This window comes from Nonomuraea sp. NPDC049684, assembly GCF_044465345.1.
Lineage (GTDB): Bacteria > Actinomycetota > Actinomycetes > Streptosporangiales > Streptosporangiaceae > Nonomuraea.
Map to the genome: position 1 here is coordinate 457,928 of NZ_JBITLO010000003.1, position 20,472 is coordinate 478,399.

22 protein-coding genes are annotated in these 20,472 nt (G+C 71.9%); 9 read left to right on the forward strand and 13 right to left on the reverse strand.

Features of this window, described 5'->3' with window-relative positions; genetic code table 11:
* The first annotated feature begins 26 nt into the window (after nucleotides 1-26).
* Genes ACIBST_RS12435 through thiE form a run of 3 tightly spaced genes read left to right on the forward strand, consistent with a single transcriptional unit; the run spans nucleotide 27 to nucleotide 2,232 of the window.
* Complete coding sequence (locus ACIBST_RS12435) at nucleotides 27-1,196, forward strand: NAD(P)/FAD-dependent oxidoreductase (RefSeq protein WP_397171253.1); 1,170 nt, start codon at nucleotides 27-29, stop codon at nucleotides 1,194-1,196.
* A 30-nt stretch (nucleotides 1,197-1,226) separates the two neighbouring features.
* Nucleotides 1,227-1,601: an Rv2175c family DNA-binding protein gene (locus ACIBST_RS12440; protein ID WP_397171254.1), complete on the forward strand. Its 375-nt coding sequence runs from the start codon at nucleotides 1,227-1,229 to the stop codon at nucleotides 1,599-1,601.
* Entirely contained in the window at nucleotides 1,579-2,232 is a 654-nt protein-coding gene (gene thiE / locus ACIBST_RS12445; protein WP_397171256.1) for a thiamine phosphate synthase, read from the forward strand. Before ACIBST_RS12440 ends, thiE begins: the two co-directional genes overlap by 23 nt.
* Nucleotides 2,233-2,317: 85 nt before the next feature.
* Here the strand turns inward: thiE and ACIBST_RS12450 are convergent, their stop codons facing one another.
* Entirely contained in the window at nucleotides 2,318-3,385 is a 1,068-nt protein-coding gene (locus ACIBST_RS12450; RefSeq protein ID WP_397171258.1) for a polyprenyl synthetase family protein, read from the reverse strand.
* 85 nt (nucleotides 3,386-3,470) lie between these two features.
* Between ACIBST_RS12450 and metF the strand changes: the two genes are divergently transcribed.
* The gene (gene metF / locus ACIBST_RS12455) at nucleotides 3,471-4,391 is read left to right on the forward strand and encodes a methylenetetrahydrofolate reductase [NAD(P)H] (protein WP_357967900.1); all 921 of its coding nucleotides are present in this window, start codon (nucleotides 3,471-3,473) and stop codon (nucleotides 4,389-4,391) included.
* A 186-nt stretch (nucleotides 4,392-4,577) separates the two neighbouring features.
* Here metF and ACIBST_RS12460 read toward each other — a convergent pair whose 3' ends face one another.
* Together ACIBST_RS12460 and ACIBST_RS12465 are read right to left on the reverse strand one after the other, a co-directional pair.
* The gene (locus ACIBST_RS12460; RefSeq protein ID WP_397171260.1) at nucleotides 4,578-5,141 is read right to left on the reverse strand and encodes a GNAT family N-acetyltransferase; all 564 of its coding nucleotides are present in this window, start codon (nucleotides 5,139-5,141) and stop codon (nucleotides 4,578-4,580) included.
* A 10-nt stretch (nucleotides 5,142-5,151) separates the two neighbouring features.
* Entirely contained in the window at nucleotides 5,152-5,628 is a 477-nt protein-coding gene (locus ACIBST_RS12465) for a YbaK/EbsC family protein (protein WP_397171262.1), read from the reverse strand.
* A gap of 99 nt (nucleotides 5,629-5,727) precedes the next feature.
* On the opposite strand from ACIBST_RS12465, the gene ACIBST_RS12470 reads away from it, so the two are divergent.
* Together ACIBST_RS12470 and ACIBST_RS12475 are read left to right on the forward strand one after the other, a co-directional pair.
* The gene (locus ACIBST_RS12470) at nucleotides 5,728-6,579 is read left to right on the forward strand and encodes a L,D-transpeptidase family protein (protein WP_397171263.1); all 852 of its coding nucleotides are present in this window, start codon (nucleotides 5,728-5,730) and stop codon (nucleotides 6,577-6,579) included.
* Nucleotides 6,580-6,656: 77 nt separating this feature from the next.
* Nucleotides 6,657-8,396 (forward strand): hypothetical protein, encoded by a 1,740-nt coding sequence (locus ACIBST_RS12475; RefSeq protein ID WP_397171265.1) that lies wholly within the window; start codon nucleotides 6,657-6,659, stop codon nucleotides 8,394-8,396.
* On the opposite strand, the gene ACIBST_RS12480 is transcribed toward ACIBST_RS12475, so the two are convergent.
* Together ACIBST_RS12480 and ACIBST_RS12485 are read right to left on the reverse strand one after the other, a co-directional pair.
* Nucleotides 8,379-8,882 carry a hypothetical protein gene (locus tag ACIBST_RS12480; RefSeq protein WP_397171267.1) on the reverse strand — a complete coding sequence of 168 codons (504 nt, stop codon included), beginning with the start codon at nucleotides 8,880-8,882 and terminating at the stop codon, nucleotides 8,379-8,381. The genes ACIBST_RS12475 and ACIBST_RS12480 overlap by 18 nt on opposite strands.
* A gap of 124 nt (nucleotides 8,883-9,006) precedes the next feature.
* Entirely contained in the window at nucleotides 9,007-9,606 is a 600-nt protein-coding gene (locus tag ACIBST_RS12485) for a TetR/AcrR family transcriptional regulator (protein ID WP_397171268.1), read from the reverse strand.
* Nucleotides 9,607-9,697: 91 nt separating this feature from the next.
* On the opposite strand from ACIBST_RS12485, the gene ACIBST_RS12490 reads away from it, so the two are divergent.
* From ACIBST_RS12490 to ACIBST_RS12500, 3 genes are all read left to right on the forward strand, one after another.
* Entirely contained in the window at nucleotides 9,698-10,870 is a 1,173-nt protein-coding gene (locus ACIBST_RS12490; RefSeq protein ID WP_397171270.1) for a cytochrome P450, read from the forward strand.
* A 6-nt stretch (nucleotides 10,871-10,876) separates the two neighbouring features.
* Entirely contained in the window at nucleotides 10,877-11,068 is a 192-nt protein-coding gene (locus ACIBST_RS12495; RefSeq protein ID WP_357705325.1) for a (4Fe-4S)-binding protein, read from the forward strand.
* A gap of 520 nt (nucleotides 11,069-11,588) precedes the next feature.
* Nucleotides 11,589-11,975, forward strand: coding sequence for an SAV_6107 family HEPN domain-containing protein (locus ACIBST_RS12500; protein ID WP_352322609.1), 387 nt, complete (start codon nucleotides 11,589-11,591; stop codon nucleotides 11,973-11,975).
* Nucleotides 11,976-12,364: 389 nt separating this feature from the next.
* Here ACIBST_RS12500 and ACIBST_RS12505 read toward each other — a convergent pair whose 3' ends face one another.
* From ACIBST_RS12505 to ACIBST_RS12540, 8 genes are all read right to left on the reverse strand, one after another.
* Nucleotides 12,365-12,859 (reverse strand): transcriptional regulator, encoded by a 495-nt coding sequence (locus ACIBST_RS12505; protein ID WP_026214021.1) that lies wholly within the window; start codon nucleotides 12,857-12,859, stop codon nucleotides 12,365-12,367.
* 300 nt (nucleotides 12,860-13,159) lie between these two features.
* Entirely contained in the window at nucleotides 13,160-14,026 is an 867-nt protein-coding gene (locus ACIBST_RS12510) for a universal stress protein (protein ID WP_397171272.1), read from the reverse strand.
* A gap of 1 nt (nucleotide 14,027) precedes the next feature.
* Complete coding sequence (locus ACIBST_RS12515) at nucleotides 14,028-15,449, reverse strand: amino acid permease (protein WP_397171274.1); 1,422 nt, start codon at nucleotides 15,447-15,449, stop codon at nucleotides 14,028-14,030.
* 9 nt (nucleotides 15,450-15,458) lie between these two features.
* Entirely contained in the window at nucleotides 15,459-16,394 is a 936-nt protein-coding gene (gene arcC, locus ACIBST_RS12520) for a carbamate kinase (protein WP_397171276.1), read from the reverse strand.
* Entirely contained in the window at nucleotides 16,395-17,399 is a 1,005-nt protein-coding gene (argF, locus tag ACIBST_RS12525) for an ornithine carbamoyltransferase (protein WP_364331553.1), read from the reverse strand.
* A gap of 43 nt (nucleotides 17,400-17,442) precedes the next feature.
* Entirely contained in the window at nucleotides 17,443-18,687 is a 1,245-nt protein-coding gene (locus ACIBST_RS12530; protein ID WP_397171278.1) for an arginine deiminase, read from the reverse strand.
* Complete coding sequence (locus tag ACIBST_RS12535) at nucleotides 18,684-20,099, reverse strand: amino acid permease (RefSeq protein WP_397171280.1); 1,416 nt, start codon at nucleotides 20,097-20,099, stop codon at nucleotides 18,684-18,686. Before ACIBST_RS12535 ends, ACIBST_RS12530 begins: the two co-directional genes overlap by 4 nt.
* 105 nt (nucleotides 20,100-20,204) lie before the next feature.
* Entirely contained in the window at nucleotides 20,205-20,420 is a 216-nt protein-coding gene (locus ACIBST_RS12540; RefSeq protein WP_397171281.1) for a DUF3040 domain-containing protein, read from the reverse strand.
* Nucleotides 20,421-20,472 lie beyond the last annotated feature (52 nt).

The window sequence follows — 20,472 nt, forward strand, 5'->3', positions numbered from 1 at the left end:
GCACCGGCACCGCCCCCGTTATGGTCATGAACGTGAACCATGTCGTAGTGGTGGGAGCGGGCCTGGCCGGGCTGCGCAGCGCGGAGGCGCTGCGCGGGCGCGGCTTCACCGGACGGATCACGCTGATCGGCCAGGAGCGCCATCGGCCCTACGACCGTCCGCCGTTGTCCAAGGCCGTCCTGTCCGGCGCGGCCGACTCCAGCTTCCTGGAGGCCGACCTCGACGCGCTGGAGGTCGACTTCTGGCCCGGCGTCACCGCCAAGGCCCTGCGCGAGGGCGTCGTGGAGACGACCGAGGGCCAGCTCGGCTACGACGGTCTCGTGATCGCCACCGGCACCGAGCCGATCACCGTGCCCGGCGACGGCCCCCAGCACGTCCTGCGCACCCTCGACGACGCCCACGAGCTGCGCGCCGGGCTCGTGGCCGGAGCCCACGTGGCGATCATCGGCGCCGGCTGGATCGGCGCCGAGGTGGCCACCGCCGCCCGCAAGGCCGGCTGCTCGGTGACCGTGATCGAGGCGGGCCCCGCCCCGCTGGCCAACGCCGTCGGCCCGGAGATCGGCGCCCGCACCCGGCACTGGTACGACGGCATCGACCTGCGCCTGAACACCATGGTCGACGAGGTGGACGAGGGCGGCGTGCGGCTGGTGGGCGGCGAGTTCGTCCAGGCGCACGTGGTCGTCACGGGCATCGGCGTGCGGCCGGCCGTCGAGTGGCTGGCCGGCTCCGACATCGACCTGCACAACGGCGTCGTCACCGACGAGCACCTGCGCACGTCCATGCCGAACGTGGTCGCCGCCGGCGACTGCGCGGCCTGGTGGTCGCGCCGCTACGGCGTCCGGCTGCGCGTCGAGCACTGGGACACCGCGCTCGGCTCGCCCGAGGTCGCCGCCGCGACCCTGCTGGGGGAGGAGGCCGTCTACGACCCGGCGCCCTACTTCTGGTCCGAGCAGTTCGGTCACATGGTCCAGTACATCGGCCACCACCCCTCCGGCGACCGCCTGCTCTACCGGGGCGAGCCCGAGGGCAAGTGGTCGGCCGTCTGGCTGACGTCCGGCGACACCCTCGCCGCCGTGCTCGCCGTCGACCGGCCCCGGGACTACGTGCAGGGCCGTAGGATCATCGAAGGCGGGCATCGCCTCGACACAGAACGCCTGGTAGATCCAGAGGTCCCCCTACGGGATTGTGTTGTTTGAGCAAGGACGGCATGTGGTAGTTGTGGTTTCGTGACGCTTTCTGTTGCACAGATCGACCGGGAGACCGACCAGCTCGTCGACGAGTGGCTCACTCTCCCCGAAGTGGCCTCACGCCTCGACCTCTCGATCGGGCGGGCCAAGCAACTCCTCAAGGACCACAAGCTGCTCGGCGTGCGCCGCGGCGGCGGCGGGCCACAGGTTCCCGCGGTGTTCCTCGACGGGAAGGACGTGATGAAGGGCCTGCCCGGCACACTGACCGTGTTGCAGGACGCCGGCTACGACGACGTCGAGTCGCTGCGCTGGCTCTTCACCCCAGACGAGTCCCTGCCGGGGTCGCCCATCGAGGCGATCAAGGCCGGCCGTCACACGGAGGTCAAGCGGCGTGCCCAGGCCCTCGCTTTCTGAGGCCCGCCTCTATCTCTGCACCGACGGCCGCCGCGACCGCGGCGACCTGGCAGAGTTCCTCGACTCGGTGCTGGCCGGCGGCGTGGACATCATCCAGCTGCGGGAGAAGGGCCTGGAGGCACGCGAAGAACTCGCGCTCCTGGAGGTCTTCCGCGACGCCTGCGACCGGCACGGCAAGCTGCTGGCCGTCAACGACCGGGCGGACATCGCCTTCGCCGCCCGGCCCGACGTGCTCCACCTGGGGCAGGACGACCTTCCCGTGACGGTCGCGCGAGAGATACTCGGCGACGACATCGTCATCGGCCGGTCCACCCACTCCGTCGCCGAGGCGTCCGCCGCGGCCGTGGAGGAGGGCGTCGACTACTTCTGCTGCGGCCCGATCTGGCCCACGCCGACCAAGCCGGGCCGCCACGCGCCCGGCCCGGCGCTGCTGCGGCACGCGGCCTCGCTGGGCCCGGCCCCGGGTTCCGGATCGCCGCGGCCGTGGTTCGGGATCGGCGGCATCGACCTCGCCAACCTCGACGAGGTCATGTCGTACGGCGTGAGCCGCGTGGTGGTCGTCCGCGCGATCACCGACGCGGACGACCCGGGAGCGGCGGCGGCCGAGTTCGCCAAACGCCTGACCCCCTGACCCGACCGGGCGCCCGTTTACGACGGGCGCCCGCCTTTTTGTCGAGGCCAGATGCCGGGGTTTTCCCTGAGGCCAGGCGGCGCGGTCAGGTCCTGCGGGACGTCGCGGCGATGGCCAGCTCGGTCAGCGCCGCGCGCGACCCGGCGGTGACCGGCGCCTCGTCGAGCGCGGCCAGCGCGTCGGCCAGATAACCGGCGATCAGGTCTTCGCACTCCCGCAGCGCGCCGCTGTCGGCGATGATCTGGCGCAGGGCGCTCACGCCGTCCTCGTCGAGCGCGGGGTCGCCGAGCAGCCTGCGCACCGTCGCGGCCGCCTCCGGGGGCGCCGCGGCCAGGGTGCGGGCCACCAGCATCGTGCGCTTGCCCTCCCGCAGGTCGTCGCCGGCCGGCTTGCCGGTCTGGGCCGGGTCGCCGAACACGCCGAGGATGTCGTCCCTGAGCTGGAAGGCGATGCCGACGCGGCGGCCGTAGCCGGTGCACAGCTCGTCCATCCACGGCTCCAGCGCGCCGGCCGCGAGCACCAGCCCGAGCCGCAGCGGCTGCTCCACCGAGTACTTGCCGCTCTTGAACAGCGCCACCCGCAGCGCCGACTCGAAGGTGTTCTCGCCGTGGGCCTGCTCCAGCAGGTCGAGGTACTGGCCGCACATCAGCTCGGTGCGCATGTGGTCGTGGACGGGCTGGGCGGCGGCCAGCGACGCCGGCGGCAGGCCGCTGGTGCGCCACATCTCGCCCGACCACACCAGCAGCAGGTTGCCCAGCAGGATGGCGGCCCCCTCGCCGAACTGCTCGGCCGAGCCGTGCCAGCCCTCCTTCTCGTGCAGGGACTGGAAGCGGCGGTGGGCGGCCGGCATGCCCCTGCGCAGGTCGCTCTTGTCCATCACGTCGTCGTGCACGAGCGCGCTGGCCTGCAACAGCTCCAGCGACGCGGCGGCGGTGAAGATCTCGGGCACGTCGGTGCCGCCCGCGCCGCGCCAGCCCCAGTAGCAGAACGCGGGACGCAGGCGCTTGCCGCCGGCCAGCAGGTCGCCCGCGGCGGCGCGCAGCGGTTCGAGCTCGGCGTCGCCCGAGGCGGGCAGCTGCCGTTCGACGAACTCCCCGAGGGCGCGCTCCACCTGGGTGCGCAGGGCGTCCATGCTCGCGGCGTCAGTGGTCATGCCTTGAGACTAGTGGGCGCGGACTCGGGGTCGGGTCCCCGGTCTAGGGGCGGCCGATCCGGACACCGGCCTGTACGCTTGGGACATGGCGCTTGGTCGACCCTCCATCCTGCCCGATCGTGTCCCCACCGTCCGCGAGCTGCTCGCCACCGGTGGCCGGTCGTTCTCCTTCGAGTTCTTCCCGCCGAAGACCGACGAGGGCGAGCGGCAGCTGTGGAAGGCGATCAGGGAGCTGGAGTCCCTGCGCCCCACGTTCGTCTCGGTGACCTACGGGGCCGGCGGCTCGACCCGCGACCGCACGGTCGACATCGTCGAGCGCCTGGCCCACGACACCACGCTCACCCCTGTGGCGCACTTCACGGCGGTCAACCACTCGCTGCGCGAGCTGCGCCACCTGGTCGGCCGCTTCGCCGACGCGGGGGTGCGCAACATCCTGGCCGTGCGCGGCGACCCGCCCGGCGACCCGACCGCCGAGTGGGTGCGGCATCCCGAGGGCGTGCTCTACGCCGAGGAGCTGGTGCGGCTCATCCGGCAGGCGGGCGAATTCTGCGTGGGGGTGGCGGCGTTCCCGTACAAGCATCCGCGCTCGCCGTCGATCGAGTCCGACACCGAATACTTCGTGCGCAAGTGCCGCGCCGGGGCCGACTACGCGATCACCCAGATGTTCTTCCAGGCCGACGACTACCTGCGGCTGCGCGACCGGGTGGCGGCCCAGGGCTGTGACACGCCGATCATCCCGTGCATCATGCCGGTCACGCAGATGAGCACGATCGCGCGGTCGGAGCAGCTGTCGGGGGCGCCGTTCCCGGCCGAGGTGGCGGCCCGCTTCGAGGCGGTCGCCGACGACCCGGCCGCGGTGCGGGCGCTCGGCATCGAGCACGGCGCGGAGCTGTGCCAGCGGCTGCTCGACGAGGGCGCGCCCGGCATCCACTTCATCACGTTCAATCGGTCCAGCGCCTCGCGCGAGGTGTTCCAGCGCCTGACGCCGGTCGCCGCCACCGCCTGACCCGCCGCCCCACCCCGTACAAGCGAATGCCCGTCACCCGCCCGCAGGGGGACCGGGCGGGTGACGGGCAAGGGGGTGGTATCCACGCGGTAACGTGTCCGTCACTTTCTGTCATGAAGATGCCCTCGGGCATGCTCCGGCAAACCCGGCAAGTACCGGCTTTACCTGCGGTGATGTGCGGCTCCCTCAGCCGAGGGGGAGTGGCCGGCCGACGATCGCGTACTCCTCGTGGCCGCCGGGGAAGACGAAGCGGGTCAGCAGGTCGGTGAAGCCCATGCTGGCGTAGAGGTGGCGGGCGGCCGTGGGGCGGTCGTGCGTGGACAACACGGCCGAGCGCTCGGTGCGGCCGGCGCACAGCGTGCGGATCATCGCCCGGCCGACGCCCTTGCCCTGGTGGTCGGGGTGCACGTGGATCTCGGCCAGCTCGAACGCGTGGCCCATCCAGGCGTGCGCGGCCTCCTCGCCCGCCTCCTCGGCCAGCGCCCTGCTCACCACGTCGTGCCACCACTGGCCGGTCGCGCCGCGGAAGCCGTACGCGAAGCCGACGATCCGGGGGCGCGCCACCCCGGCCGGGTCGCGCAGTTCTGCGAGATAGCACTGGAAATGGGGGTATGTGCCGTGATTTCGCATGATGGTCTTGCGGCCGAAGATCTGCTCGGGGGGCGGGTTCATCGCCGCCGTGTAGATGTCGATCACCGTGTCCAGGCGTTCGGTGAACTCGGCCGGGCCCGCCCCGCGAAACTCGATCACCCGTCGCACATTACTCGACGTCGGCCGGAGTGCCTCCGGTGATCGCCACCAACTCCTCGAACGTCGTCGGGAACACCGTCAGCGGGTGGCCGCCGGCCGCCCACACCACCTCGTGCTTGCTCAGCCAGTTGTCCACCAGGGTGCGGACCGGCGCCGGATGGCCGACCGGGGCCACCCCGCCGATCGGCTGACCGGTCGCGGCCCTGACGAACTCCGGCGTGGCCCGCCGCACCTCGGCGACGCCAGCCGTACGGGCGATGAGCTCGACGTCCACCCGGTGGGCGCCGCTGGTCAGGACCAGCAGCGGCGCGCCGTCGGCGTCGAAGATCAGGCTGTTGGCGATCGCCCCCACCTCGCAGCCGAGCTGGGCGGCCGCGGTCGCCGCGGTAGGAGCCTTCTCGGGCAGGACGACGATCTCTCCGGTGGCGCCCGCCGCGCGCAGGGCGGCCTCCACGACGACGGCGTTCGCCGGCAACTTCTCGGACATGAGGACACTCTAAACAGGTTGACCGGCTTATTACCTGTTCATGGTGGGTGGTGTAGGGTCCATCGATCCGGATAGTTCGTGATAAGAGAGGTGGTACCGGTGGGGGCTCGACGGCTGCCCGGAGTGGCTGCTCTGCTGACGGCTGGGGCCGTCGTACTCACGGGCTGCGGCGCGCAGGCGGACCCGTCAGCCGCGACGACCCGCATCGCCGGCGCGCCGGGCACCCCCGCCGCGCCAAGCGCGGCGGGGGCCAAGGCGGGCCCGGCGACGACGCCCCTCGCAGCGCCCGTCACGGCGCCCGTCACGGCGCCGCGCAAGACGTTGAAGCTGGGCGCGAAGGGCACGTCCGTCACCTGGTTGCAGCGGCGACTGGCGGCTCTGGGCTACCTGCCCGGCAAGGCCGACGGCAGTTACGGCGGCACCACGCTCGCCGCCGTCTGGGCCTTCCAGAAGGTCAACGGCATCACGCCGACCAGCACGATCGCCCGCAGGACGTGGGAGGCGCTGGAGCAGCCGAGGACCCCGAAGGTGCTGGTGGCCAACGGCAAGCCGACCCGCGCCGAGGTCGACCTGACCAGGCAGATCATGGTCCTGTACGTCGGCGGCCAGGTGCGGCTGATCACCCACGTCTCCTCCGGCAGCGGCATCCCGTACTGCGAGACGACCACCTGGCAGGGCAAGGAGCAGCGGTTCTGCGGCTCGGCCCGCACGCCGACCGGCGACTTCCGCACGACGTGGCGGGCCAGCGGCTGGCACAAGTCCTACCTGGGGCAGCTCTACAACCCGATCTTCTTCAACGGCGGCATCGCCTTCCACGGCGCGCTGTCGGTGCCGCTCTCCCCGGCCTCGCACGGCTGCGTGCGCATGCCGATGAACGTCGCCGAGGTGCTGCCCGGCCTGCTCGGCAAGGGCGTTCCGGTGCACGTGAGAGGTGCGTTCAGGCGCGCATAACGTCCGCATAACCGGATCCGGTGACGGCCGGGTTATCCGCCTCTTGCTGGACTTCCCCCGACTTGAGGGGGAATTCCATGACGACGACGTTCGTCGAGCGTGTTCCGGCTCCTGCCCCGCGCATGCGGCGCAGGGGCCGGTCGCGTTCGTGGTGGTTGCCGGCGATCGGGTGGGTGGCGCAGGTCGCGCTGCGGCTGTGGTTGTTCCGGCAGCACGCCGGGCCCGTGGCCAACCCGGACGAGACCGGATACCTGATCGCCGCCCGCTGGCTGGCCGGCGGGCCCGGGGCGGATCTGACCGGTTTCACCTTCTACCAGGGCGGATACGCGCTGCTGCTGGCGCCGGTGTTCTGGTTCACGTCGGACCCGGCGGTGGCCTACCGGCTGGTCGTCGCGGTGGGGTCGATGGTGGCGGCGGGGGCGTTCCCGCTGGCGTACCTGCTGCTGCGGCGGCTGGGGACGGGGCCGCGGGCGGCGATGGCGGCGGCGTTCGCGGGCGGGTTGTCGCCGTCGCTGCTGCTGTTCTCGGGGCTGGCGCTGGCCGACGCGGTCCTGCCCACCCTGATCCTGGCCTGGCTGGTCGCGCTGCACGACCTCGTGGCCAGGGGGTCGGTCAGGGCGGGGGCGCTGGCGGGCGGCCTGGCGGGGTACGCCATGGCGGTGCACCTGCGCGGCACCGTCGTCCTGGCGGTGACCCTGCTGGCGATGGCGGGGATGCTCATCGCCCGCCGCAGGGGCGCGGCGGGGACGTTCTTCGCGTGCCGCAGGGGTGCGGCGGCCGGGCTGGTGGCGGCCTTGGCGGCGGCGGGGGCGGCGACGGTGCTCAACCGGGCGTTGTCCGCGGCGCTGTACCCGGGCGGGGCGCGTGACCTGTCCGGCCTGCTGGCCGAGCGGGTGAGCGGCCTCGACGGGCAGGCGTGGGCGCTGGCGGGGGCGGCCGGGCAGCTCTGGTACCTGATCGCCGCGACCTGGGGGCTGGCCGGGGTCGGGCTCGCGGGCGCCGTCGCCCTCGTGACCAGGCGGTCGACGCCGGGGCCGCGGCGCGTGCTCGCGGCCGTCCTGCTGGCCACGACCCTGGGCATCGCCTACGCCTCCTCGGCCGCGCTCCCCGACGAGCACCGGATCGGCAACTACGCCTACGGCCGCTACCTGGCCTGCGTGGCGCTCGCCTGGACCCTGGCCGGGCTGCTCGTGCTGGCCAGGGCCGGCCGCGGGACCGTCGTCCGGCACGCGCTCGCGGCGGCCGGGCTGCTCGCGGCGACCGGCGGCGTGGTCGTCTGGTACGCGGGGGACCGGCTCCAGCGGTACGCGTTCATCGCCTTCGACTTCCCCGAGGTGATCTTCCTCAGCCGGGTGCGTGACTCCTTCGACCTGGTCGCCGCCTCCCTCGCGGCGCTCGCCCTGCTGGCGGGCCTGGCGGGCGCGGCCCTGCTGACCGCCCGCGGGGGGTGGCCGGGGGTCCTGGCCGTGCTGGCGGCGGTCAACCTGGTCTTCGCCGCCGACCTGGCGCCGAAGTCGGCGCCGGCCGCGCCCGCCGCCGGGTCCGACTGGCTGCCCGTCCTCACGGGCCCGGGACGGGTGGGAGTGGACCGGCGGGTGCCGTGGAACGTCCGGGCCGTCCTGGCCTACCGCGTCTCCTGGACCGAGGCCGAGCTCTACGACGGCACGCCGCCGGCCGGCGTCTGCACCGCCGTCGTCCCGCCCGGCTCTGGGCCGGCGCCCGCGGGGTGGGCCGCGACCGGCGCGGGCGGCGCCCGCCAGGGCTGGACCACCTGGGTCAGCGACCGCTGCCCCGGCGGGTCAGCGCGGGGGCGGTGACACCCTCCGGGCCGCGGTGTGCGCGCGGACCATGCCCACGGCCTGGGCCAGGGCCGCCACCAGCAGAAGCAGGGCCGACACATACTGGTACGGCGGGAGCGCGTCGGCGAAGGCCGGATGGTCGTAGAACCCGGCCAGCCGCGGCACGGGGTTGTAGACGGCCGCCGCCAGCCCGAGCGTGTACGGCAGGATGAGCACGCCCGACGACACCAGCAGCGCGCCGCGCCCCCGGGCCGCCCGGCGCAGCAGCAGGCCCACCACGGCGATCCCCGCGGTCGCGACGCCCGCCACCAGCGCGACGCCCCTGACGATCCACCACAGGTCCGAGCCCAGCGACGTCAGGCCGCCGGAGACGATCCGGTCGGCCGGGCCGGCGCCCTGCGCCCCCGACGCCGTGCGCAGGGCCGCGTAGTTGAGGGCCGCGTACGCCGCCGTCAGAACCGGCCCCGACAGCAGCAGGACGACAGTGCCCGTCCGTTCTCGCACCGATCCCCCTCACGCGGCCGTTCCCGTACGGCCGGTCCGTCGTCCGCCGCCCGCGCCGACAGCCTGTCAGACGCGCGCCGTCACCCGCCACCCGCGGCCGTGCCGGGGGATCGGCGGGGGCGGGTCAGCGGGGGAGGCCGTGGAGGGCGATGTCGGCGGCCCGGCGGGCGGCGTCGCGGGCCTGCTCCATCGGGAGGCCGTCGTTGAGCGTGGTCATCACGGCCAGCTTCACCGCGCCGATCAGCGACCCAACGGCCGCCGCCGCCTCCACCCGGTCGAGCCGGCCGGGATAGGCCGCCGACAGGGCCTCGGCCAGCCGGAGCTGGCTGTCGAACAGCAGGTGCAGCGCCCGCGCCTGGAGGGGCGGCTCGCGCATGATGAGGTCGAGGCGCAGCGCCGTGAGCTCCGACCAGGTGTCGCGGCCGTCGTCCGTCGTCGAGAGCGTGTCCTCGATGAAGGCGCGCAGCAGGTCGGCGGGCGGCTGTCCGGGGGCGGGCGCGGACAGGAACGCCAGCGCGCGCTCGATCTGGTGCTCGGAGTCGTAGAACAGCACGTCCTCCTTGCTGGCGAAGTAGCTGAAGAAGGTGCGCGTGGAGACCTCGGCGGCGGCGGCGATCTCCGCCAGCGTGGTCTCCTCGTAGCCCTTCTCGCCGAACAGCCGGAGCGCGCCCTCGATCAGCGCCCGGCGCGTGCGCTGCTTCTTGCGCTCCCGCAGTCCTACCATGACGGAACTCTACACCGATATACGAATTTCATGCATTGAAGTTTTGCATCGGTTGAGGTTTTCTGGGAGGTGAGCTCGGAAGGGAGCCAGCATGTCCGACCTGACCTTTCCCATCGCCCGCCGGCGGCCGTTCGATCCGCCGGAGGAAGCCGCAGCCCTGCGACAACAGGGCACCATGCACCGCCTGACCTTCGCCGACGGCCACCTCGGCTGGCTGGTCACCGGCTACTCGGCCGCCCGCGCGATCCTGGCCGACCCGCGCTTCAGCAACCGTCCTGAGCGGCTGCACCCCGTCGTGCCCGCCCGGGTGCAGCTCCAGCGGGAACTGCCGCCCGGGTTCTTCCTGCGCATGGACGCACCCGAGCACACGCGCTACCGCAAGCTGCTCATGGGACAGTTCACCGTCCGGCGGATGAAGGCGCTCGAACCCAGGATCGAGGAGATCACCCACTCCTGCCTCGACGCCATGCAGGCCGCCGGGCCGCCCGCGGACCTGGTGCAGTCCTTCGCGCTGCCGATCCCGTCTCTGGTGATCTGCGAGCTGCTCGGGGTGCCGTACGAGGACCGCGCGGTGTTCCAGGAGGAGACCAGGATCCTGGTCAACCTGGAGACCAAGGCCGACGACGCCCTGGCCGCGTTCACCAGGATCGGGGCGTACCTGTCGGAGCTGATCGGGCGCAAGCGGGCCGAGCCGGCCGACGACCTGCTCAGCGGGCTCGTCGGGGAGCTGAACCACGAGGAGCTGACCGGGGTCGCGTTCCTGCTCCTGCTGGCCGGGCACGAGACGACCGCCAACATGCTGGGGCTGGGCACGTACGCGCTGCTCACCAACCCCGACCAGCTCGCCGCCATGCGCGACGACCCCTCGGTGGTGGACAACGGCGTGGAGGAGCTGCTGCGCTACCTCACCATCATCCACATCGGCCCGGTGCGCAGCGCCCTGGAGGACGTCGAGATCGAGGGCCACCTGGTCAGGGCGGGCGAGTCGATCGCCCTCCACCTGCCCACCGTGAACCGCGACCCCTCCCGCTTCCAGGACGCCGACCGCCTCGACGTCCACCGGCCGGTCGGCGGGCACCTGACGTTCGGCCACGGCATCCACCAGTGCCTCGGGCAGCAGCTCGCCCGGACCGAGATGCGCATCGCGTACCCGGCGCTGCTGCGCCGCCTGCCTGGCCTACGCTTGGCCGTAACGCCTGAGGAGGTGCCGATGCGTTCGGACATGAGCGTCTACGGAGTGCACCGCCTCCCTGTCACTTGGTAGGTCACGATGAAGATCACAGCGGATACGACGGTGTGCATCGGGGCGGGCATGTGCGCCCTGACGGTGCCGGAGGTGTTCGACCAGAGTGAGGACGAGGGCACGGTGGTGCTGCTGCGCGAGGTGCCCGAGGAAGGGCAGGAGGAGGCGGTGCGGCGCGCGGTGTCCCTGTGTCCGTCGGGGGCCATCTCCGTCTCCTGAGCCGCCGTCTCGTCCGGTCCGGCCGTCCCGCCGCCGCCACCTTCCCCGGTGGCGGCGGCTTTGCGCGTTCCGGGCGGCGATCATGTCCGAACGGAGGGACGTCACGGGACGGATCGATCGTTTCGCTCCATGGTCATCGAACCTGTGTTCGTGGAACAGGTTGACACCGAGCGTGATCGAAATTATGTTCGACCTAGTGGCGGTGAGGCTCGCGGCTCAACGTCACCCAAGGGCCTGGCCGCGGCCGTTCGCTTCCCCAAGCGATTCCCGCGGCCAGGCTCCACGGGCGAAGGGCGCGTCCTCGTCGTCGGCGGAGACGAGTGGGCGTGTCCTGGCCGGACGGGGAGAGGGGAAGCTCCTCGTCCGGCCGGCCCGGCGGAAATGTCGGTGGCGTCTGAGAGTGTTGGCCTCACCGGCGGAGACGCCGGCCGCCGCCCACGACTCCAAGGAGGCGCGCAAGATGGCACCACGGCCTAGAGAAACGCCCGGGCCCCGGCTGTCGCCTGCGGTTCGGGCACACTTGACCGATTCACGTTCCTGCCTGGCGGAGGCGACCGCCGCTCGCACCCCGGCATCCCGATATGTGGCCGCCCACCTGGCGGCTCTTCGTGCGGCTGCGGCGATCCTGGCCGCCCGTCCCCGTCCCATGGAGGGCCGCAGGCGCCGTCTGCGCAGCGCGTGGGAGCTGCTGCCCGAGGCCGAGCCGCACCTCGCCGAGTGGGCCGCCTATTTCTCCGTGAGCGCCGCCAAGCGCGCGGCCGCGGAGGCGGGCGTCGTCCGTGGCATCAGCGCGGCCGACGCCAGTGAGATCCTGGCCGAGGCCGAGACGTTCGTCTCGACCGTGGAAGACCTGCTCGGCGTCCCCGCCCAGCCCCAGCTTCCGGTGGACGTGCCGCTGGCGGGCTGACCCCGCCGCCCGGCTCTCCAGGCGACGCCGCCGCGCGGAAGAGCGCGGGTGGCGGGGTCTAACCAAGCCGATGAACGTAAGCAAGGCGGCTGTCACTGACACGCGTGCCCAAAAGGGGGCAGGGGACCGTCCGCAACGCCTGCGGGGCGGTATGCGGCTCCCGTGCTGCCTCTAGGGCGTCTTTGCCGGCTCTCTGTCGGGCCGGTGGGGCTCCGGTTCGTCGGCCCCATTGGCCTGTCGGGGGTGCGTGAGGGCCGGGGAATCGGTTTTGAGGATTCGGTGGGGCAAATGTCGCGTTCGCCGAGGTAATTGAAAGTTCATTTTGGGGCGGTACGACGGAGGGCCCGCCAGGGGAATTGGCGGGCCCTTCGGGGGTGAAGCGGTGGGTTCTAGAACGACTCGACGGCCCGGCGCGCCTCGGCGTCGAGCACACCCCAGCTGATGAGCTCCTCGGTCAACTCGCTGGGCGACTTGTCATAGATCACAGCCAACGAACGCAGGTCCTCCTGGCGGATCGACAGGACCTTGCCGTTGTAGTCGCCACGCTGGCTCTGAATGGTGGCGGCGTAACGGGCAAGCGCTCCGGCCTTCTCCTTCGGCAGTGTCGCCAGGCGCTCCAGGTCGATCACAAGCTTGGGAGTGGGCCCGAGCGGGCTCGGCGCGGCGCCTCCGGGCAGCAGCTCGGAGACGGGCACCCCGTAGAAGTCGGCAAGCTCGGCAAGTTTCTGCACGGTGACAGCTCGGTCGCCACGCTCGTAAGAGCCCACGACCACGGCTTTCCACCTGCCGCGCGACTTCTCTTCGACTCCATGCAGGGACAGGCCCTGCTGGGTGCGGATGGCGCGGAGTCGTGCACCCAGCGACTTTGCGTACTCAGACGGCATCGTGTGGCCCCCCGGCTCTCGTATGTATCGCTCTTAGTAGATTGTGCTCCCTTGCGGCATATGCCCCAGCCACCGGGGGGTACGGTGCCAGGCTCGGCACCATCGGTAGCCGTGGCCCTGGGTTTACCCCAGAACGCCGCGCGGTGTGGTTACGCACAGTGACGGTAAAGGGGTGGGAGCCTAAGGTCAAGCTGATTGGAAAAAAGATGCCGAATCCGGTCCGGGAGGGAACGCAACAAACGCCCCTCTTGTACCGATGGCAACACTACTTCGTCATAGTTTGACGAGTGAAATCGAGCGTCAGGTCTCGCGGGTCAGAATCATGACCGGGCAGGTCGCGGCCTGGACGATCTTGATGGACGTGTCGCCCAGGAAGACCCGGCGCAGCGGCCCGGCGTCGCTGGAGGCGCACACCAGCAGCTCTCCCGGCAGCCACGTGGTCGTGCCGAGCGCCTGTGCCACGTTCCGGCCCTCCAGGAGCTCCACCTCGACCTGGAGCCTGCGCCGCTGCCCCCGCGCCGCCGCCCGCAGGTCCGCGGCGGCCTGGTCGCGCAGCCGTACGAGCATGTCCTCCTCGACCTGGACGCGGCGGCCGGTCCTGACCACCAGGGTGACCAGCCGCAGCGGGATGTCCAGGGTGACCGCGGCCTTGGCCGCGCCCCGGACGGCGGCGTCGGCGCCGGGCCCGCGGCGGTAGGCGACGGTGATGCGCTCGAACGCGGCCGGCGGGTCGTCGCCGTAGCCGCGCGGGGCGAGCAGCACGGGCACCGGCGAGGAGTGCAGGAGCTGGTCGGCGGTGCTGCCGACGGTGATGCGCGACCGGGTGCCGCCGGGCGCGGAGCCGATGACCACGACGTCGGCGCCGCGCCTGCGGGCCACCTCCACCAGGCCGCGCCCGCTGCCCTTGTTGGTGTGGCGGACGTATTCCGCCTGGTCGCCGGCCAGCTCGCGGGCCTGCGCCAGCGCGGCCTCGGCCTGCTCGCGCAGATAGGAGCGCCAGGCGCCCTCGTCGGCGCGGGCGGGGCCCGGCGTGGTCGTCACGGGCGGCTGGACGGTCGCGACCGTCAGGCTGCCCCCGGTCTGCCGGGTCAGCACGACGGCCAGCGCGAGCCCGTCCCCGCCGCGCGGCTCGGCGATGTACCCGGCCAGCACCTTGTCGAACTTCATGTCACCGCACCTCGGCATTCAGCCGTGAATGCCTGTAGCCGTACAGGAAATAGCAGATCAGGCCGACCAGCATCCACAGGCCGAAGGCGGCCCACGTGACGCCGGCCAGCCCGGCCATCACGATGACGCAGAAGACCGCGCCGAGCGCCGGGGTGAGGGGGAAGAGCGGCGTGCGGAAGCTGCGCGGCAGCTCCGGGCTGCGGTAGCGCAGGACCAGCACGCCGACGTTGACGATGAGGAAGGCGAACAGCGTGCCGATGCTGGTGGCCTCGGCGAGCTGGCCGAGCGGCACCAGCCCGGCCAGGACCGAGATGAACAGGGCCACGATCAGCGTGTTGGCGACCGGCACCTGGTGGCGCGGGTTCACCCGCTGGAAGATCCGGGGGATGAGCCCGTCGCGGGACATCGCGAACAGGATGCGGGTCTGGCCGTAGATGACCGTGAGCACGACGCTGGCGATGGCGATCACCGCGCCGAAGGAGACGATCATGCCCGGCCAGGCGGCGCCGGTGGCCTGGTCGACGATCTGCGACAGGCTCGCCTCGGTGCTCTCCGGGTCGAACTCGGTCCACGGCTTGGCCCCGACGGCGGCCACGGCGACCAGGACGTACACGGCGGTGACGATGAGCAGGGACAGCAGGATGGCCAGGGGCAGGTCGCGCTTGGGGTTCCTGGCCTCCTCGCCGGCGGTGGAGGCGGCGTCGAAGCCGATGTAGGAGAAGAACACCTGCGAGGCGGCCGCGGTGATGCCGGCCACCCCGAGCGGCGCGAACGGGGTGAAGTTCCCGGCCTGGAACGCCGTGAACGCCACCACGCAGAAGAACACCAGCACCGCGATCTTGATCAGCACGAACACCGCGTTGGCGGTGGCCGACTCCGAGGCCCCGTAGAGCAGCAGCCAGGTGGCCAGGAGCACGATGAGGATCGCGGTGACGTTGACCACGCCGCCGTCCTGGCCGGGGGAGCGGGTGACGGCCTCGGGCAGCGTCCAGCCGAACAGGCTGCGCAGGAACGCGTTGAGGTACTCGCCCCAGCCCACGGCCACGGCCGCGACGGACACGGCGTACTCCAGCATGAGGCACCAGCCGCACACCCAGGCCACCAGCTCGCCCAGCGTCGCGTACGCGTAGGAGTAGGACGACCCGGACACCGGGATCGTCCCGGCCAGCTCGGCGTACGACAGGGCCGAGAACAGCGCCGTGACGGCCGCCAGCACGAACGCCAGCACCACCGCCGGGCCCGCCTTGGGCACCGCCTGGCCGAGGATGACGAAGATGCCGGTGCCCAGCGTGGCGCCCACGCTGAACAGCGTGAGCTGCCACAACGTCATCGTGCGCCGCAGCTCGCCGCCCTCGCCCTGCCCGCCCTCGGCCACGATGCGCTCGGTCGGCTTGGTGCGCAGCAGCCGTGCGGCCAGTGTCACGTCGGTCTCCTAGAGGGTGCTCGTCAACGGCCACATCCCGTTGGGCGTGACAATCGTGCCCGCGGAACCGGCGAGTATGTCCTTGGCCTCGTCCAGCCTGCCGATGGCGGCCATGTCGCCGGTCGTCTCGACGAACCGGCACACCGCCTCGACCTTCGGCCCCATCGACCCGGCCGGGAAGCGCAGGCCGCGCAGCTCGTGCGGGGTGGTGCAGGCGATCTCGCGCTGGTCCGGGGCGCCGAAGTCGCGGTACACCCGCGGGACGTCGGTCAGGATGAGGAAGGCGTCGCACTCCAGCGCCTCGGCCAGCATCGAGGCGGTCAGGTCCTTGTCGATGACGGCCTCGACGCCGGCGAGCCGGCCGCGGGCGTCCCGCACGACCGGGATGCCGCCGCCGCCCGCGCAGACCACCACGACGCCCTCGCGGATCATCTTGCGGATCAGCCGGGTCTCCACGATGCGCTGCGGCGCGGGGGAGGGGACGACGCGGCGCCAGTGGTCGCCGTCGGGCTTGACGGTCCAGCCGTACTCGGCGGCCAGCTTGCGGGCCTCGTCCTCCTCGTAGATCTGGCCGACGAACTTGGTGGGGTCGTCGAAGGCCGGGTCGACGGCGCTGACCAGGGTCTGGGTGACCATGGCGAGCACCTGCCGGCCGGGCAGGGCGTTCTGCAGCGCCTGCTGCATCCAGTAGCCGAGCATGCCCTGCGTCTGCGCGCCGAGCGTGTCGAAGGGATAGGGCCGGCTCAGGTTGGGGTCCGCGGCGCTCTCCAGCGCCAGCATGCCGACTTGGGGGCCGTTCCCGTGGGTGATGACCAGCTCGTGCTCGCCGGCCAGCTGTGCCAGCGTCCTGACGGCGGTGGCGATGTTGTCCCTCTGCACGTCGGCGTCCGGCTTCTGGCCGCGCTTGAGCACCGCGTTGCCGCCGAGTGCGACGATGACCCGCATTCAGTCCCCCAGGGTTGCGACCATGACCGCTTTGATGGTGTGCAGCCGGTTCTCGGCCTCGTCGAAGACGATGGAGCGCGGCGACTCGAAGACCTCGTCGGTCACCTCCAGCGCCTCCAGGCCGGTCCTGGCGTGGATGTCGGCGCCGACGCCGGTCTCCCGGTTGTGGAAGGCGGGCAGGCAGTGCATGAACTTCACGTCCGGATTGCCGGTGGCCCGGACGACGTCGTCGTTCACCTGGTACGGCAGCAGCAGCTCGATCCGCTCGTCCCACACCTCCTTCGGCTCGCCCATCGAGACCCACACGTCGGTGTAGAGGAAGTCGGCGCCCCTGACGCCCTCGGCCACGTCCTCGGTGATGGTGATCCGGGCGCCGGTGGACCGGGCCAGCTCCTCGGCGGGCCGCACCGCGAGGTCCCGGTCGGGCCGCAGCGCCGCCGGGGTGACCAGCCGGATGTCCAGGCCGAGCAGCGCGCCGGTGACCAGCAGCGAATGGCCGGTGTTGTTGCGGGCGTCCCCCAGGTAGGCCAGGGACACCTCGCGCAGCGGCTTGTCGCTGTGCTCCTGGACGGTGAGCATGTCGGCCAGCATCTGCGTGGGGTGCCACTCGTCGGTCAGGCCGTTCCACACCGGCACGCCGGACAAGGCCGCCAGGTCCTCGACGTAGGACTGCTTGCTGCCCCGGTACTCGATGCCGTCGAACATCCGGCCCAGCACCCGCGCGGTGTCCCTGACCGACTCCTTGTGCCCGATGTGCGAGCCGGCCGGGTCGAGGTAGGTGACGTGCGCCCCCTGGTCGTGGGCGGCCACCTCGAACGCGCAGCGGGTGCGGGTGGAGGTCTTCTCGAAGATGAGCGCGATGTTCTTGCCCTTGAGCCGCTGCCGTTCGATCCCGGCGTACTTGGCGGCCTTCAGCTCCGCCGACAGGTGCAGCAGGAAGCCGAACTCCTCCGGCGTGAAGTCCAGTTCCTTGAGGAAACTGCGGTTGCGCAGGTTGAACGCCATGTCGCCCCTTCCTGTGGCCGCCCGGGTGCCGGCCGGACGTCCGCTAGATGCCGTCGCGCTCCAGCGGGCAGCTCATGCACCGCGGGCCGCCGCGCCCTCTGCCGAGCTCGCTGCCCCGGATGGTGATGACCTCGATGCCGTTGTCGCGCAGGTGGTTGTTCGTGGTGGTGTTGCGCTCGTAGGCGATGACGACGCCCGGCTCGACGGCCAGGCCGTTGCAGCCGTCGTCCCACTGCTCGCGTTCGGCGGCGTACACGTCCTGGTGGGGGGTCAGGACGGTGATGTCGTCCATGTCCAGGGCGTGGGCGATGGCCTTGTGCATGTCCTGGGGCGGGTGGTCGGTGACCCTCAGCTCCTTGGAGGTCTCGCCCGGCTCGATGGTGTACGCCGGCAACATCCCGAGCCCGGCGTACTTGGTGAACACCCCGACGTCGAGCATGGTCATGACCGTGTCGAGATGCATGAACGCGCGCGCCTTCGGCATGTCCAGCGCCACGATCCGGTTCGCCGACCCGGCGGCGAACAGCCGCTGGGCCAGCATCTCGACCGCCTGCGGCTGGGTGCGCTCGCTCATCCCGACCAGCACCGCGCCGCGCCCGATGACCAGCACGTCGCCGCCCTCCAGGGTCGCCGGCGCCATCGCGTGGCCGGGCAGCCAGCAGTGGAAGCCGCCCTCGTAGGGCCGGTCGAAGCCGGCGGCGAACATGGGGTGGAACCGGTAGACGGCCTCCAGGTTGACCGTCTCGCGCATGCGGGCCTTCTTGCGCATCGCGTTGATCGACACGCCGTCGTAGATCCAGCAGGAGGTGTCGCGGGTGAACAGGTGGTTGGGCAGCGGCGGCAGGACGAAGTCGTCGTCGGCGGTGGTGTGGAAGGCCACCGACTTGGGGTCGCAGCCCATCGCGACGAGCTCGCGCTTGGTGATGCCGCCGGTCAGGTGCATCTGGAGGGTGCCGGCGTCCATGCCGTCGAGGGTGTTGCGGATGTCGTCGATGGCGGTCGGGCCGAGCCAGCGTTCGTCGATGACCGCGTCCAGGATGTGCTTGCGGGCCTCGGGGATGTCGACCACGTCGCGCAGGAGGTCGGCCAGCATGTGGACGACGATGCCGCGGCCGCGCAGCACCCGCTCGAACTCCTCGTGCTCCTCCACCGCGCGCTGCACCCAGAGCACGTCGTCGAACAGGAAGGCGTCCTTGTTGCTGGGGGTCAGCCGCTTGAGGGCCAGCTCCGGCTTGTGCAGCAGGACCTGGCGCAGTCGGCCGACCTCTGAATCGACATGAAAGGTCATTTTTCAGATATCCCCTCAGCGCGGCGGACATCACGCGGGCCGTACTCGCCGTGCCTGGCCTTCAGCCAGATGTAGACGGGCACGCCGACCAACAGCATCAGCGTCCCGCCGAGCACGGCGGGGGGCCCAGAGCCGTACGCCATCCAGAACGAGAACAGCAGCGCGAGCAGCGCGACGGCCAGGTCGCGGGCCAGCCGCCCGCGGTCGATCCGCCGCTCCCGGGTGACCAGCCAGAACAGCTGCGCGGCGGCCGAGAAGAAGTAGGGGATGACCGTGGTGAAGGAGGCCAGCAGCACGATCGTGTCGAAGGCGTTGGCGGAGGCGTAGCCCACCAGCAGCATGAGCGAGGTCAGGACGGTCCCGGCCAGGATGCCCGTCAGGGGCGCGCCGCGGCGGGAGACCGCGGAGAAGGCGGGCGGGAACATGCCGTCCTTGGCGGCGGCCAGCGGCATCTCGGCGACCAGCAGCGTCCACCCGTTGAGCGCGCCGATGCCGGAGACGACGGCGCACGCCGCCATGAGCAGCCCGCCGCCGGTGCCGCCGAACATGTGGTCCAGCGCCGCGGCGAAGGGCGCGGTGGACCCGACCAGCTCCTCCTGCGGCACGGTGCCCATGACGGCGACCGTGCTGAGGATGTACATGACGGCGCAGGCCAGCACGCCGATGACGCTGGCCCGGCCGATGGTGCGGACCGGGTCCTTGACCCGGTCGGCCGCGATGGCGGCGCTCTCCACGCCCGAGTAGATGAACAGCGTGACCGCCCCCGCCAGGGAGACGGCCGACACCCAGCCGCCTCCGCTGGCGTTGAACGGCGGGTAGTTGTCCTTGTGCACGAAGAACAGGCCCACGATCGCCACGAACAGCAGCGGCGTGAACTTCAGGACCGTGGTGACCACCTGGAAGGCCGCCGCGTTGCGCACGCCGGCCAGGTTGACCACGGCCGGGATCCACAGCCCGGTCAGGCCGATGAGGATCGCGCCGAGCGTGCTGCCCCAGTCGAGCCCGAACAGCCCGTGGGCCAGGTACTGGACGTAGCCCACCCAGGCCACGGCGATGGCCGCGTTGCCGATCCACGCGGTCAGCCAGAACGACCAGGCGATCCAGAACCCGGCGAACTCCCCGAACGCCTCGCGGGCGTAGGCGTAGGGGCCGCCCGCCGCCGGGACGCGCCCGCCCAGGCGGCCGAAGACGATCGCCATCGCGATGGCGCCCGCGGTGACCAGGACCATGGAGACCAGGCTCACCGTGCCGAACGCGGCCAGCGAGGCGGGCAGCAGGAAGATGCCGGTGCCCACGACGTTCCCCATGACCAGCGCGACGGCCGCGCCGAGGCCGAGGCCGCCGGCCACCGCCGGGCGCCTCCCGCGCGCCGCCGTGGTCACGCCTTCCGAGGGCGGACGTGGTTCCCCCATGCGTGCCCCCCGCGCGAGTCCCCAGGAAGAGCCGCCGCCGAGCGCGTACGGCCCTCGGGGACGTGCCCTACGGGAAGGACGCCGACACGCGGGGTCGCGGGGGTTTTACCTGATCACGGCGTGCGGCAGGGGGCCGGGTGAACCGGTCAGCAGCAGCACGACGGCGAACACCGCCAGGCACAGCGCCATCAGCGCCAGCGGCCAGGCCAGCGACGCGGGGGCGCCGTGCCGGGACATGGCCGCGTACAGCTCGGGGTCCTCGTCCCTGACCTGCCGGGCGATGGCCTTGAGCACCGACCGCTCGCGTGCCGACAGCGCCATGTGAAACCTCCCCCGAGAAGACTTAGAGCAGGTTTTATACCTGTATGTCGGT